This is a genomic window from Streptomyces sp. NPDC057743 (assembly GCF_042798755.1).
Classification (GTDB): domain Bacteria; phylum Actinomycetota; class Actinomycetes; order Streptomycetales; family Streptomycetaceae; genus Streptomyces.
This window is the reverse complement of record NZ_JBHVJX010000012.1, coordinates 16176-31072: the sequence shown is the minus strand read 5'-3', so window position 1 is coordinate 31072 and position 14897 is coordinate 16176. Positions and strand designations below refer to the sequence as shown.

General features: G+C 75.2%; 11 protein-coding genes and 1 tRNA gene. 2 read left to right on the top strand and 10 right to left on the bottom strand.

What is annotated here, in order from left to right; translation table 11 throughout:
* Nucleotides 1-47 precede the first annotated feature (47 nt).
* On the bottom strand, nt 48-1598 hold the full coding sequence (locus tag ACFVFQ_RS15680) for an MFS transporter (protein WP_383415104.1): 1551 nt from the start codon (nt 1596-1598) through the stop codon (nt 48-50).
* 228 nt (nt 1599-1826) lie between these two features.
* Between ACFVFQ_RS15680 and ACFVFQ_RS15675 the strand changes: the two genes are divergently transcribed.
* A tRNA-Cys gene (locus ACFVFQ_RS15675) sits at nt 1827-1901 on the top strand.
* Nucleotides 1902-2005: 104 nt separating this feature from the next.
* Here ACFVFQ_RS15675 and ACFVFQ_RS15670 read toward each other — a convergent pair.
* The 7 genes from ACFVFQ_RS15670 to ACFVFQ_RS15640 form a co-directional block, all read right to left on the bottom strand.
* A complete protein-coding gene (locus ACFVFQ_RS15670) occupies nt 2006-2443 on the bottom strand; it encodes a hypothetical protein (protein WP_383415101.1) in 438 nt (145 codons plus the stop codon).
* A gap of 629 nt (nt 2444-3072) precedes the next feature.
* Entirely contained in the window at nt 3073-5415 is a 2343-nt protein-coding gene (locus tag ACFVFQ_RS15665) for a xanthine dehydrogenase family protein molybdopterin-binding subunit (protein ID WP_383415098.1), read from the bottom strand.
* A gap of 61 nt (nt 5416-5476) precedes the next feature.
* Complete coding sequence (locus ACFVFQ_RS15660) at nt 5477-7483, bottom strand: 2Fe-2S iron-sulfur cluster-binding protein (protein WP_383415095.1); 2007 nt, start codon at nt 7481-7483, stop codon at nt 5477-5479.
* On the bottom strand, nt 7480-8376 hold the full coding sequence (locus ACFVFQ_RS15655) for an FAD binding domain-containing protein (RefSeq protein WP_383415091.1): 897 nt from the start codon (nt 8374-8376) through the stop codon (nt 7480-7482). The genes ACFVFQ_RS15660 and ACFVFQ_RS15655 overlap by 4 nt, the downstream gene beginning before the upstream one ends.
* Nucleotides 8377-8604: 228 nt before the next feature.
* Nucleotides 8605-10263 (bottom strand): beta-N-acetylhexosaminidase, encoded by a 1659-nt coding sequence (locus tag ACFVFQ_RS15650; RefSeq protein WP_383415088.1) that lies wholly within the window; start codon nt 10261-10263, stop codon nt 8605-8607.
* Nucleotides 10264-10498: 235 nt separating this feature from the next.
* Complete coding sequence (locus tag ACFVFQ_RS15645) at nt 10499-10789, bottom strand: DUF3039 domain-containing protein (RefSeq protein WP_383415085.1); 291 nt, start codon at nt 10787-10789, stop codon at nt 10499-10501.
* Nucleotides 10776-11960: an MFS transporter gene (locus ACFVFQ_RS15640; RefSeq protein WP_383415082.1), complete on the bottom strand. Its 1185-nt coding sequence runs from the start codon at nt 11958-11960 to the stop codon at nt 10776-10778. The genes ACFVFQ_RS15645 and ACFVFQ_RS15640 overlap by 14 nt, the downstream gene beginning before the upstream one ends.
* Before the next feature lie 131 nt (nt 11961-12091).
* On the opposite strand from ACFVFQ_RS15640, the gene ACFVFQ_RS15635 reads away from it, so the two are divergent.
* Entirely contained in the window at nt 12092-13072 is a 981-nt protein-coding gene (locus ACFVFQ_RS15635; protein WP_383415079.1) for a LysR family transcriptional regulator, read from the top strand.
* A gap of 63 nt (nt 13073-13135) precedes the next feature.
* Here ACFVFQ_RS15635 and ACFVFQ_RS15630 read toward each other — a convergent pair whose 3' ends face one another.
* Complete coding sequence (locus ACFVFQ_RS15630; RefSeq protein ID WP_383415077.1) at nt 13136-13819, bottom strand: hypothetical protein; 684 nt, start codon at nt 13817-13819, stop codon at nt 13136-13138.
* 192 nt (nt 13820-14011) lie between these two features.
* Nucleotides 14012-14689: a YqgE/AlgH family protein gene (locus ACFVFQ_RS15625; RefSeq protein ID WP_383415074.1), complete on the bottom strand. Its 678-nt coding sequence runs from the start codon at nt 14687-14689 to the stop codon at nt 14012-14014.
* Between the last annotated feature and the right edge of the window lie 208 nt (nt 14690-14897).

Sequence of the window (14897 nt, the reverse complement as noted above, 5' to 3'; positions counted from 1 at the left end):
GCGCGGACGGGGTCCTGGGGCTCGGTCTCTGCCCCTCGGGCACGGCCCTAACCCGCCTTCGGGCGCAGCCGGGTGGCGACCGCCGCGCCGGTCGCCGCGACCACCGCCATCGCCACGAAGACCGCCAGGAACGCCGCGGGGTGGCTCACCGCACCGGCGCCCGCGGGGGCGGTGGACCCCGCACCGGCCGCGGCGATCGAGCCGCCGCCGAAGGCCACGAAGAGCACCCCGCTGACGCCGACGAAGGTCACGTTGCCCAGCGCGTCGGACATCTGGAGCGACGAGGAGTTGCTGCCGGCCTCCTCCGGCCGGGACAGCTTCAGCAGCAACACGCCGCCGCTGGAGATGTTCAGCCCCATCCCGAACCCGCCGATCGTCCACGCCGCGGCCACGACCCAGACCGGCACCCCGTCGATCAGCACCAGCGGCACCAGCACGATCGCCGTCGCCAACAGGGCCATGCCCAGCCCCATCAGCCGCTCCCGGTGCCGCTCCAGACCCGGACGGCTCTGGACGTAGGAGCCGAGCGCCCAGGTCAGACCGCCGCCGGTGAGCGAGAGCCCGGCCAGGGTCGCGGACAGCCCGCGCTGGGTGACCAGCAGCAGCGGGATGAAGCTCTCGGCGGCGACCAGCGCGCCGGCCGCCAGGCCCCGCATCAGCACGACGGCGGGCAGCCCGCGCCCGGCCCGGAACGTACCGGGCGGCAGCAGCCGCACGATGGCCGGGACCAGCAGCGCCAGCCCGACGCCGGCCGGCAACAGCGCGAACCAGCCGATGTGCTGACCGGCGTACTGCACCAGCGAAGCGCCGACCGCGACCGCCAGCGCCAACCGGCAGCGGCGGCTGCCCAGGATCCGCCGAAGGCCGCCGTCCGGGCCCGGCACGGTGCGCGGCAGCTTCCGCAGCGCCGGCAGCATCACCGCGAGCGGCAGCAGTATCAGCACCGGTATGGACAGGAACACCCAGCGCCAGCCGACCTGTTCGGTGATCGTCCCGGCGACCAGCGGCCCGACGATCACCGGCACCACCCAGGCCGCCGAGAACGACGCCATGACCGACGGCCGCAGCCGCTCGGGATAGCCCCGGCCGACCACCACGTACAGCGACACCACCGCCAGGCCGCCGCCCAGCCCCTGGACGCCGCGCCCGGCGATGAACATGCCCATGTTCTGCGCCCCGCCCGCGACCAGCAGCCCCGCGCCGAACGCGGCGATCCCGCTGAACAACGGCGCCAGCGGCCCCCGCCGGTCGCTCCACACCCCGGCGAGCGCCATCGCGAACAGGCTGGCCGTGAAGAACGCCGAGAAGGCGAACGCGTACAGCCCGATCCCGTCGAGGGCACGGGCGGCCACCGGCATCGCGGTGTTCACCGCGCTGGCCTCGAAGGCGATCAACGAGACGACCGAGACGATCCCGAGCGTCAACGCCCGGTAATCCCGCCCGAGCACACCCCCGCCGGACACCCCCCGTTCCTCGTTGTGTCCCTCGTCCTGTCCCTCGTTCTGTTCCTGATTGCGGTGGTCGGTGGCGGATGTGGCGGTGCTGCCCGTCGCGGCCGCGGGGGCCGCGTCTGCGGGGCTCGAAGGGTCAGCGGTCATCGGGCCAGCGTAAGGGCCGTACAAGCACTGCACCCCTGTCCGGAGACGGGGATCACCTAGGCCGTCGGTCTTACGCCATCAGCCGGTCCCACCCCGGCCGCCGCCCACCGCCCCTTCATGAACCACATGAACCACATGAACCACGTGTTGCAGCCTCATGGCGGCCCGCCCGCACCCCTTGTCCGGCCCCCCACCCACCGGCCTAGAGTCGGGAACGCACCGCACACCGGCCGTGTGCCCGAGTGGTTTAGGGGCTCGCCTGCAAAGCGAGTTACGTGGGTTCGAATCCCGCCACGGCCTCCAAAGAACCAACCCCGCCCCCGAGTTGTGCTGCTGAGGCCCGCCGCCGGCCCGGCAGGTCGGCGGCGCCGAGCCGTCAGTCGCAGATGGTCGGCCAAGCCGGGCCATCAGCCGCAAGTGGCCGGGGTGCCGGTCCAGGCCCGGTGGAGGCGGTTGATGGCGGCGATGTCGGGCAGGTCCTTCGGGCGGCGGGCCTCGTTCTTCCAGCGCCAGACGTCGCCCAGGCGCATGAAGGGGATGCCGTCGATGCGATCGGCCTCCTCGATCAGGCGGTCGGTGGACCAGCCCGGCGTCCAGCGGTCCACGATCTCGATCGCGGCCGTGGGGTGCAGTACCCGCAGGCCGTAGCCGGACACGGTGGGCTGCGGGGTGCCTATGGTCAGGGCTCTCTGCCAGGCCGCGCCCCGGGCCAGGACGTCGAGATCGCCCATCCGCGGCCGCAGCCCCCGTACGTAGAGCGCGGCGGAGCCGCACACCACGAACTCGCCGCGCGGTAACTCCAGAGCCCGCAGGGCCTCGAACAGTCCATCGGTATCAGTGAGCATCAATTCCTCCTTGGATAAAGGGAAGAGACCCGGTGCCGCGGTGGGATGAGGAGAGCCGACCGCGCAGGTGCGCGGTCGGCTCCGGTAAACGGCCCGCGGCGGCCCCTGGACGCATCCGGGACCGCCGCGGGCGGGAACGCAACGGGCGGCCGCCGTGCCGGACCGGCACCGACGACGCCCTCGCTATCTGGCGTGGTGAACTCCGCCTTCTGCACCATCCCCCTGTTGAGTTCTCAAGGGACAGACGCTACCTTCACCTGCTTTTCCACGGGGGTTCACCGGGTTTTCCTTTATGCAGATCACGTCAGGCTTTCCGGCGGAACTGCGGTCCGCTGCGGCCGAGTTGGCGGCGTGCGGTGCGATGCTCCACACAGTGGGTACGGCCAACTCCCAGTGCTGCGCTGGCGGTTCGCCGCCTGGGTCCACCCGTCTCCGTGGACGTCAGGAAACGGAGCGCGCCGTTTCGTTACGTGGAACGCAGGCGGCCGAGCGGGCCGGCGAACCGGCCCCTCGGCAGGTGGCGGAAAACCGCCGTCGACGCACCGTCATCGACGCACCGCCGCCGCGCGACCGACCTCCGCGCTACGACATCACCGGGCGGGCGCCGCCGGGGGCCGCAACACACGGCGCTACTGCGGTAGTTGCACCGGCTGTGCCACCGCCGCCTGCGGTCGGATCGGCAGGCGGCCGATCGGCCGGCCGGTCGCGGCGCGGACCGCCGACGCCACCGCGGCCGGCGAGGTCACCACCGGCACCGCGCTGACCGCCTTGGCACCGAACGGGGCGACCACATCGCGCTCCTCGACCAGCTTGGCGATCCGGATGTCCGGGGCGTCCAGTGAGGTCGGCAGCGCATAACCGGTCAGGTCGGGATGGCGGACCTGACCGCGGGTGGTGCGCAGGTTCTCCATCAGCGCGGCCCCCAGGCCCTGGGTCACCCCGGCCTCGATCCGGGCGCGCAGCTGGCGCGGGTTGAGCACCCGGCCCACGTCCTGGGCCACGGTCATCTCCACCACCCGCACCGTGCCCAACTCGATGTCCACATCGGCGACACAGCGGACCGCGCAGAAGGCCAGACCGACGAACGCATCGCCCTGACCGGTCTCGTCCAGCGGCTCGGTCGGGTGCGGCCGGCACTGCGCGGTGGCCCACAGCTCCTTGCCGTCCAGCGCCTCGGCGACGGTGGTGCTGAGCACCCCGTCGTACGAGGTGATCTTGCCGTCGGCGATCTGCAACAGCTCGGTGGACATCCCGAACTTGTGGGCCAGCGGCTGGAGGAGCTGGGTGCGGACCATCTTCGCGGCCCGCTCGATCGCCCCGCCGGAGACCCAGGTGTGCCGGCTGTGGCAGGCCCGACCGGCCGGCGGCTGGTCGGTGTCCACGCCCGCGACGTGCACCTCCTCCACGCCCAGGGTCTCCTGGACGATCTGGCGCGCCAGGGTGGCGAAGCCCGAACCGGTCTCCACGGCGGCGCAGATGACGGTGGCGACGGAGCCGCTGACCTTGACGGTGGCGGTGGACACCTCGTCCGCGCCCTCCGCGCCGAGCATGTGCACCATGCCCAGCGCGTAGCCGACGCCGCGCCGGACCGCGCCCGGTTCGCCCGCGCCCTCGGGCCCGCCCGGCAGCAGCCACTCCGCCTCGGGGGTGTCCTTGGGCAGCTCCGGCAGCGGCGCCTCGGTGACGGCGGCCAGCAGCTCGGCCACCGGGGCGGGGCAGGTGACGGTCTGCCCGGTGGGCAGCAGGTCGCCGGTGGCCATCACGTTGCGCCGGCGGATCTCGTCGGGCTCCAGGCCCAGTTGGGCGGCCAACTTGTCCATCTGGCCCTCGTAGGCGGCGCAGACCTGGAGCGCGCCCTCGCCGCGCAGGTGGCCGGAGGGTGGGTTGTTGGTGCGCACCGCCCAGCCCTCGACGACGGCGTGCGGGACGACGTACGGGCCGCAGGCGAACGAGACCGCGGCGGCCAGCGCCTCGGAGGAGGTGTCCGCGTACGCCCCGGCGTCCATCAGGATCTGCGCCTCCACCTTCACCAACGTGCCGTCGGCGTCGGCGTGGTGGCGGTAGCGCAGCAGCGTCGGGTGGCGGTGGGCGTGGGTGAGGAAGGACTCCTCCCGGGTGGCGGCCAGCTTCACCGGGCACCCCGTACGGAGCGCCAACAGCCCCAGGGACAACTGGACGCTGGGGTCCTCGCGGTCGGCGGTGGCCCCGGGCACGCCGGTCACCACGACCCGGACCTGCTCCCGCGCCAACCCGAAGGAGGCGGCGGCCAGATCGCGGTCGATGTGCGGGTCGGTGGAGGCGGAGTAGATCTCCACCCCGCCGTCGGGCCGCGGCACCGCGAGCCCGGCCTCGGCCCCGATGGGCGCCGGGTCCTGGCGGCCGATCCGGTAGAAGCCCTCGACCATCACCTCGCCGACCGCCTCCGGGTCGCCGAAGCGGAGCGGAATGTGCCGGATGAGGTTGCCATCCGGGTGCAACGGCTCGGCCTCGAAGGCGAGTTGGGGGTCGGTGACGGCCTCCTGGACCTCGTACTCCACGACGATCGCGGCGGCCGCCAGCCGGGCCGTGTCGGGGTGGTCGGCGGCCACCGCGGCGATCGGCTCGCCGTGGTAGCGGACCTCGTCCTTGGCGAACACCGGGCGGTCGGCGGTGCCCCGGCCGTGCCCCTTGTCGCCCGGCACGTCCTCGTGGGTGACGACCGCGTGCACGCCCGGCATCTGGGTGGCGTGCCGGGTGTCCACGGAGCGGATCCGCGCCCGGGGGTGCGGGGAGCGCAGCACCGCCGCCCACAACAGGCCCTCGGCCCACAGGTCGGAGGCGTACGGGAAGGTGCCCTCGGCCTTGGCCGCCGCGTCGGCGGGCGCCAAGGAGACGCCGAGCCCCTGCGCCGGCGGCTCGACGGGGGCCTGGACGCCCGCCGCGGGCGTCGCGGTCGCCGCTCCGGCCCCAGCCCCGTCAGTCGTCCCACTCATGCCGAGACCTCGCTCCGCTCGCCCCCGCATGCGCGAGGCGCGCACCTCCTCGTGGTCTCACTCATCCGGCGCCTCCCGGCTGCTGCTCCTGGTGGTGCGGTGCCCCGTCCATCGGGTCGGCGGGACCCGCCTGGTGGGGGATGCGGGCGGTCTCGGCCGGCGCCTGGTCGGCGGCCTCGGCGCGGGACGCGACGACGTCGGCGACGGCGTCCAGGACCCCCCGGTAGCCGGAGCAGCGGCAGAGGTTGCCGCAGAGCGCCTTGCGGGTCTCCAACTCCGTGGGGGCGTGGTTGCCCTCCAACAGGTCGTGGACGGTCATCGCCATGCCCGGTACGCAGAAGCCGCACTGCACGGCCCCGGAGGCGGCGAGCGCCTGCTGGACGTCGGAGGGCACGCCGTTTTCCGCCAGCCCCTCGACGGTGCGGACCTCGCTGCCGGCCGCGGTGGCGGCGGGCACCAGACAGGAGGCGACCAGCCGCCCGTCCACCTGGACCGAGCAGGCCCCGCACTCCCCTTGGGAGCAGCCGTCCTTGGCCCCGGCCAGGCCGAGCCGTTCGCGCAGCACGTACAGCAGCGACTCGCCGATCCAGGCGTCGGTGACCGGGCGGTCGACGCCGTTGACCCGCAACACGTAGGAGGCACAGGGGTGTTCGTCGTGCGTGTCGGGGGTGGTCGGGGCGTCGAGCGCGGGGGCGGCCGGCGCCGGCTCGGGCGGCGCGGGGTGCGCCGTCGCGGCCTCGGCGTCGTGGGCGACCGACCCGGCGGGCGGCGCGTCCGCGGCGGGGGCCGGGGCCGGGGCCGGCTCAACGGCGGGCGGCGCGGCGGCGGGTGGGCCGGAATCCTCGACGGGGTCCGCGGCCGGGCCCTCCGGCTGGCCGGCCTCGACGGCGTCCGGAACGGCGACCGTGGGGGCCTGGGGGGCGCCCTGCGGGCCCGCCGGCGCCGGGTCGGCGGGCGGCGTCTGCGCGGGCGCCTCGGGAGCCGGCTCCGCGCCGTGCTCGGCGGGCGCCGCCGGCTCCGCGCCGTGCTCGACGGCCGGCGCGTGGGGCTCGCCCTCCGGGGCGGCGACCGCGCCGGCGGCGGCCGCCCGGCCCGGGTCGACGACGAACTCCCCCGTGGTGTCGGACTGTTCGCCCTCCACCACCGGGATCGACCAGCTCTCGGCGCCCCTGGGGGCGGGCACCTCCGTGGCACCCTCCTGGCCGGCGGGCGCGTCCTCCTGGTGGGCCGGCTGCCCGGCCGGCGGCCACTGGGCCAGCGCGTCGGCGGGCAGCGACCAGTGGCCGGTCGCCCCGCCCGTACCGGACGCGGCGGCGCCCCGCGCGTACGGGTCGTCGGCGGGCGCCGGGTACGGCTCGCCCGCGCCGGCCGGAGCGCCCCCGTCGGCGCCGGTGCCGGCCCCGCCCGTGGCGTCCAGCCCGGCGCTGAAGTTCCAGTGGCCGGTGGTGCCCTGGCCCGGCGACCCGGCGCCCTCGTACGGCGCGGGGTAGCCGCCGTCGGCGCCCGGCGCGGCTCCGCCGTGGCCGGTCAACTGGTCGTCGCCGACGCGGTACTCGCCGGACTCCTCAAGGACATCGTCGGCCGCCGGCACGTGCCAGCCGCCGGCCGCCTCCGGGCTGCCGGCGACCGGCCAGTGCACCTGCTCGCCGCCCCACGGCTGGGCGCCCTCGGGCGCGTTGGCCTGGTAGCCGGCGGGCGGACCCTGGTGCGGAGCGGGCTCCTGCCGGCCCGTCTGGTCGGCGTATCCGGCCGCGGGGTCGGCGTACCCGGCGGACTGGTCGGCGAACGGCATCGTCCACTGCCCGGTCGCCGCCGGGTCGCTGCCCGCGCCCGGGTGCGCGGGGGCGTGCGCGGGGAACGAGGCGGGCGGGGTGTAACCGTGGCCGGGGGCCGCCAACGGGTCGGTGCCCGGCGTGCGGTAACCGGCCCCGTACGCCTCGGTGGTGAAGCCTTCCGGAAGCTGGACGAAGGCGGTCGCCTCCGACTCGTACTCGCCGCCCGGCGGCAGCGGCTGCCAGCCCTGCTCCGGATGCGGCTGCTGCCGACGGCGGTTGTCTGCTTCGCTCACGAGAGCGCCCTCCCAAGTGCGCGGCGGGCCAGGGCTGCCACCGTACGGCGCAGGTGCAGAGCGGCCGGCGGCAGGGCCGCCGGTTCGGAGCCGTCCTGCGGCGGCGCCGGGTCGGGGATGCAGGCGGCGGCCACGTAGTCGCCGAAGGCGGCCAGCGCCTCGGGTACCAGGCCGCGTTCGCCGTCCCAGTCGATGAGCGAGGCCACCCACTGCTCGGCCTCCAGGGGCCGCAGCGGCATCGCGGCGACCGCGCCGACCGCGCAGCGCACCGAGCGCCGGGCCGGGTCCAGGACCAGCGCGACGGAGGCGGTGGCGCGGCCGGGGCCGGTGCGCCCGGTGGCCTTGAGGAAGGTCTGCGGGGCGTGCAGCAGCGGCACCCGTACGAAGCCGACGAGCTCGCCGGGGCTCAACATGTCCCGGCCGGTGAGCAGATGACTGACCGGGATCTCGCGGCGGGCGCCCCCGGGGCCGGCGATGAGGACCGTGGCCTCCAGGGCGGCGAGCACCGGGAGGGTGTCGCCCGTGGGGGCGCAGCTGACGATGTTGCCGCCGAGGGTCCCGGCGTTGCGGATCTGCGGCGGGCCGGCGGCGCGGGCCGCGGCGGCCAGTCCCGGAATGAGGGCGGCGAAGTCGGGGCGTCCCATACGGGCGAGGGTGAGGCCGGCCCCCAGCAGCGCGTGGCCGTCCAGGTATTGCCAGCCGCGGATCTCGCTGATCCGGCCGAGGCCCACCAGGCCGGCGGGTCTGAGGAGTCCGGCGTTGACCGCCGCCATGAGGTCCGTGCCGCCCGCGACGGGCACGGCGGCGGGCATGGCCGTCAGCGCCGCCACCGCCTCGTCGAGCGAGGCCGGCAACGTCACCGATTGCGACGCGTGCGGTGCGTGCGTGGTCAACCCAGCTGCCCCTTCCCCGGTGTCCCGGCATTCCGCTCCGCCGTACGGTACGTGCTCACGGCCCGGACGTGGCAACTCTGGCACATCTTCGTGGACCCGGTACGCGAGGGTGCGCGAAGGGTGTTCCGTCCCGAAGAGGGCGCTGGTCCGGATTCGTCCGCCGGTTCCGGTGAACGGGCTCCACCGTTCCAGGGTCCGGCCGGACGGGCGCCCTCCTTGGACGAGGGCTCACACGTTTGGGGGCGACCCGTCGAAGGGGCGTCCGAGGATGCCGGGTCGCCGCTGCCACGGGAGCGGGCCACCGGGCGGGCGGTAGCCGACACCGAGGGCGTCGAGGCGGGCGTAGTGCTCGGTCATCCGGCGGGTGAAGTCCTGGTAGTCGCGGGCCTTTGGGGCCGGCAACCGGGACCAGGCCACCTCGGCGAACGCCACCAGCCGCGGGAAGACCTGGTAGTCCAGGCGCGGTTGACCGTCCATCGCCTCGGACCAGGCGTTGGCCTGGGTGCCCAGGACCCGCGCGGCCTGTTCGCGGGTCAGCTGTGGCGGGACCGGCTCGAACCGGTAGACGTCCTCCAGGGTTCGCACATAGCCGATCGGCACCGGCTCGTCGGGCGAGGCGTGCTGCCGGTGGTCCAAGTACACCTGCTGCTCGGGGCACATGACGACGTCGTGGCCGGCCTTGGCGGCGGCGACGCCACCCCCGTACCCGCGCCAGGAGGCGACCGCCGCGCCTTCCGCCAGCCCCCCTTCGAGGATCTCGTCCCAGCCGATGAGCCGGCGGCCGCGGTCGGCCAGCCAGCGGTCGAAGTGCCGGATGAACCAGCTCTGCAACCCGTCCTCGCCGTCCAGGGACAGCTGAGCGATCCGCTCCTGGGCGGTGGCCGAGGCCCGCCACTGCTCCTTGGGGCACTCGTCGCCGCCCAGGTGCACGAAGCGGGACGGGAAGAGGTCGAGCACCTCCTCCAGCACGTGCTCGTAGAACCGCAGGGTGGTGTCAGTGGGCGCCAGTACGTTGGGACTTACGCCCCAGGTGTCCCAGACCTTCAGGGAGGTGGTGTCGATGACGTCGGTGTTGCCCAGCTTTGGGTACGCCGCGATGGCGGCCTGCGAGTGCCCGGGGATATCGATCTCGGGGACGACGGTGATCTGTCGCTCGGCGGCGAAGGCGACGATCTCGCGCAGATCGTCCTGGGTGTAGTAACCGCCGTGCGGGCGCGGGTCCCACAGCGGCGAGTGGCGGTGGCCGAGTTTGCTGCGCTCGCGCCAGGCGCCGGTCTCGGTCAGCCGCGGGTAGCGGCGGATCTCGATCCGCCAGCCCTGGTCGTCGGTGAGGTGGAGGTGCAGGACGTTGAGCTTGTGGGCGGCCATCAGGTCGAGGTAGCGCAGCACCCCTTCCTTGGGGAGGAAGTGCCGGGCGACGTCCAGCATCAGGCCGCGCCAGCCGAAGCGGGGGCCGTCCTCGATGGTCTGCTCCGGCAGGCCGGGGGCGCGCCCCGGGTCGAGCGCGGCACGCCGGAAGGCGGCGGGCCCGAGGAGCTGACGGAGCGTCTGCGCGCCCCAGAAGACGCCGGCCGGGCCGCCGCCGGTGAGGCGCACGCCCCAGCGGGCGTCGGCGTCGAGCCGGTAGCCCTCCGCGGGCAGCGTCGCGTCCAGGGCCAACGTCAGGGTGTCGGGTGCCTCGGCGGAGCCGGGCGGCAACGGGAGGGCGAAGGCGGCGCCGAGGGTGGCGCGCAGCCAGCGGGCGGTGTCCTCGGTGCCGGGGGCGGCGGCCAGCGCGGTCTGCGCGCCGAGCCGCACGGTCCGGGGGCGGGCCCCCTCGTCGCCCAGGTCGCGGCTGAGCGGCGCCGGGATCAGACCTGTGGGGGAAACGGTCTCCAGAGCTGTCACGACGTGAAGTCTTCACCGCCGCGCCGCGGAAGGAAACCACGGCGGCAACAGCCGTCCGCGCGCGTCCCCCGGGCCGGTGCCTGCCGGGGCCGCGGCGACGGGCGGTCCGGGTACGGCTGCGGGCCCGGACCCCGTAGGGACCCGGGCCCGCGCGGACCGTGGGCGCGCCGGCCGCACTCCGGGGCCTCGACACCGCTCGGCGCCCGGCCCGGGGGCGGCCACCCGCCCGGGGCGGCTACTTCTTGCCGCCGTCCTTGCCCTTGTCCTTGTCGCCACCGGCGCCCATGGACTCGAAGATCTCCTTGCACATCGGACAGACCGGGTACTTCTTCGGGTCGCGGCCCGGGACCCAGACCTTGCCGCAGAGCGCCACGACGGGCGTGCCGTCGAGCGCGCTTGCCATGATCTTGTCCTTCTGGACGTAGTGGGCGAAGCGCTCGTGGTCGCCGTCGCCGTGCGACACCTGCGGTGTCGGCTCTACGAGGGTCCCCGTACCTGCCCCGCGCTCGGGCTCAAGAGTGCTCATAACTGCCAAGGGTACTCACGCCCGCCGCGCCCCGGGAGCGTCGGCCCGCTGCCAGATGCACCACCAGCCCCAGGGCCGCGACCCCGGCCGCCGCCCACGGCAGCGCGTCCGGTGCCAGCCCCGCCGCCAGGGCCAGCCCGCCGAGCGCCGAGCCGACCGCGCTGCCCAGGTAGAGCGCCGAGTTGTTCAGCGCGAGGGCCACGGTGCCGCGCTCCTCACCGGCGGCCGTCAGCAGCCGGTGCTGCTGCGGCACCTGGAGCGCCCAGCCGGCCGCACCCCAGGCCACCAGCGCGACCACCGCACCGGGCAGCACCGCGCCCGCCAGCGTCGGCAGCAGCGCCTGGGCGGCGACGATCACCACCAGCACCCCGCCAACCAGCGGTCGCACCCGGCCGGTCCGATCCACCAGCGGCCCGGCCAGCACGCTGCCCAGCACCCCACCGGCACCCCAGGCCCAGAGGTAGGGGGTGACCTCGTGGACGCCGCCGGCCGCGGCCAGCACCGGCGCGAGGTAGGTGTAGAGGCCGAGGCTGGCCACCGCGGCGAGGAAGGACACCGTGACCACCGGCGCCACCGCGCGGTCGGTAAGGGCCGCGAGCCGGGCCCGGACGGGCACCGCGGGCCCCGCCGGCACCGGCGGCAACAGCGCCGCGAGCCCGCCGAGCGCGACCGCGCCCAGCCCGGTGACCAGCCAGAGCGTGGCCCGCCAGCCGGTGTGCTCGGCCAGCAGCACCCCGATCGGCACGCCCAGTACGGTGCCCGCGCTCATCCCGCCCATCACCAGGGCCAGCGCCCGGCCGCGCTTCTCCTCGGGGACCAGCGCGGCGGCGGCCGCGGTGGAGAGCGCGGAGTAGACCCCGGCACCGGCGCCGGCGACGATCCGGGCGGCGAGCAGCGTGGCCAGCGAAGGGGCCAGCGCGGTCAGCCCGTTGCCGACGGTGAAGACCGCCAGCGCGGCCAGGATCAGCAGCCGGGGCCGCACCCCGGAGAGCAGCCCGGCGACCAGCGGCGCGCAGATCGCGTAGGCGAGCGTGAAGACCGTGACAAGCTGTCCGGCCAGGGACAGCCGGGTCCCGACGTCCTGGGCGAGGACCGGTAGCAGCCCCGCCATCACATACGCGTCCAGGCCGAGGGTGAACGCCCCCAGCGTCAGCAACCAGACCTTGCGCACCGCGCTCAACTCCCCTGGCCGGACCGGGGCCGGGGACCCTCCCCGGTCCCCGGGCGGACCACTGCGGGAAACGTAGGCAGTCTCCGGATCGCCGCGGAAATGCCCGTACGGAGCACTTATGCTGGGGCCGCATGAATGGTGTCCGCAGCATCAGCGACAACGACGGGACCGCGGCGCGGCCCACCCCCGACGACGCCCCGCACGACGCGTACGGACCCGCCGCCCCGGACACCGATCCGCTCGCCGACCCGATCCTCGACGGCGTCGAACTCCGGCATCTGCGCGGCTTCTTGGCCGTCGCCGACGAGCGCAGCTTCACCCACGCCGCGGACCGGCTGCGGACCGGCCAACCCGCGCTGACCCGCGCCGTCCGCGCCCTGGAGACCGCCCTCGGCGTCCGGCTGCTGGACCGGACGACCCGCCACGTCGCCCTGACCGACGCCGGCCGCCGCCTCTACGCCGACCTCGCACCGCTCCTCCCCCGGCTCACCACCGCGCTGCGCTCCCCCACCGGGCCGGCGCTGCTCCGCCTGGGCTTCACCTCCCTGCTGCCGGCCGCCTGCCGCACACTGATCGCCGACTTCGAGGCGGCGACCGGGGCCGGCATCCAACTCGTCCGCCGGGACGCCCCGTTGGCCGGACTGGAGACCGGGGAGTCGGACGTGGCGGTGCTGCGCGGCGAGGTGCCACCCGACGCCGGACTGCGCACCACCCTCCTGCTTCGCGAGCCGCGGGTGGCCGCCGTGCCGCGCGCCGCCGCCCCGGGCAGCCTGGCCCGCCGCCGGGTCCTGGACTGGGCCGAGCTGGCGGAGCTCCCCCTGGTGGTCAACACCGTCACCGGCACCACCCACCCCGACCTGTGGCCCGCCGGCCGGCGCCCCCAACTCGCCTGCGCCGCGGGCAACTTCGACGAGTGGCTGGAGTCGGTGGCGGCCGGGCACGGCGTCGGGGTGGCCCCGGAACCGGTCGCCGAGCGCCATCCGCACCCCGGGATCCGCTACGTCCGGCTGAAGAACGCGCCCCCGGTGCCCGTGCACCTCGCCCTGCCGGCCCGCGACGCCCACCCGCTGGCCGCACGCTTCCTCACCCTGTGCCGCGGGGCCCACCCCTGACCGGCGCCACCACCACCCGGGCCGCCGCTAGGGCGCTTCTGACGGAGATCCGTCAGAAGCGCCCTAGGCCACCACCGCCGCCACCCCGGCCCGCTCCCCGGCCGTCAGCCCCAGCTCCGCGGCGAACGCCAACGCGGCCTCCGGGCGCACCTCGTACCAGCAGTCCCGCCCACAGACCGCGTCCAGCAGCGCGGCCACCTCCGCCGCGCCGACCGTGCGGTCCGCGGCGGCCGCGATGAACGCGCGGACCTCCGCCACCGGGTGCACCTCGGTCTCCATGAGGGCCACCAGCCGCTCCGTTATCTCCTCGACCGCCGCCCCGCCGGGCGCCGCCCAACTCATCGCCATCGCCAGCCCGTCGTCCGGCAACGCGGCCGGATACGGGGCGCGCGCCCAGCCGCCGTCCTCGTACCAATAGACGAAGCCGAGGAGATTGCCGTCGGCCTCGGCCCGCAGCTGCTCCCAGGGCAGCCACGCGGGGCCGCCGGCCAGGAAGTCGATCCGCCGGTCGCCGGTGTGGGTGTAACTGCCGTCCGCGTCATGGCCGCAGAGCAGCGCGCGGCCGTCCTCGTACACCCGCAGGCGCCACCAGTACGCGCCGCCGCCGTTCCAGCAGTGCAGCCCCTGCGGTCCGACGGTGTACTCGTCCCCGTCGTCCATGGCCGCGGCGACCACCGCCAGTGTCGCGGCCCGCGCCCATACCTGCCCGGGATCGTCCAGGTCCCCGGGCACGCTCGGCCTGTGCATGGTGCTCTCCCCCGTCCGTCCGGCGCGACCACGATCCGGGTGCCCCCGACCCCGCACGGCACCGGGGTTCCGCGACGCGTCCGCGCAACCTTCCTCCACCTGCGAACGATAGCGACGGGGTCTGACAATCCCCCATGACGAAGCCGTCACAAAGCGCCCGGGCCCGCCCCGGCAACGCCCAGGCGGCCCGGCTCAGTTCAACGACGGATCGTCCGGATACGTCGCCACCATCGCCAGCTCGTTGCGCTGCCGGCGCAGCACGGCCCGCCACAGCTGCTCGGGATCGGGCGAGGAGACGTCACCCGGCTCGGACTCGACGACGTACCAGGCCCCCTCCACCAGCTCGTCCTCCAACTGGCCCGGGCCCCAGCCCGCGTACCCGGCGAAGATCCGCAGGCTGCCGAGGACCGTGGCCAGCAGCTCCGGCGGGGCCTCCAGGTCCACCAGCCCGATCGCCCCGTGCACCCGCCGCCACCCCAGCGGCTCGTCCCCCGGCCCGGCACCGTCCGCGGCGCCCGCGGCCTGCGCGAACCCGTCGCCCGCGACGCCCGCGGACGCGCCGGCGCGGGTGCCGCTCCCGGCGGACGCGGCGCCCTCACCGGGCGGCCCGCCGGGCACCACGGCCACCCCGAGCGCCGAGTCCAACGAGACCGGGCCGCCCTGGAAGACCACCCCGGGCTCCCCGGCCAGCTCGGCCCAGGGGGCGAGGATGTCGGCGACGCCGACCGGCGTGGGACGGTTGAGGATCACGCCGAGGGAGCCCTCCTCGTCGTGGTCGAGGAGAAGCACCACCGCGCGGTCGAAATTCGGGTCGGAGAGCGCGGGTGTGGCGACGAGCAGCCGCCCTGTGAGCGAGGACACCTCGGTCATGGCCACATGATCCCGCACTTCCGCCCGGAAGGGGGAGTCAACGCCCGGACCCACCGGGAGAACAGGGCGGGCGTACGGCGGCAGGCCCCGGCGCACGACGTCCGCCCCCAGATGCACCATTCGCGACATTCAACGCGTTCGCCACAAAAGGCGATTACGAATCAAAGGCGGACCGTAGCGGAGGGTGTTGTGACAAAGCCATTACACG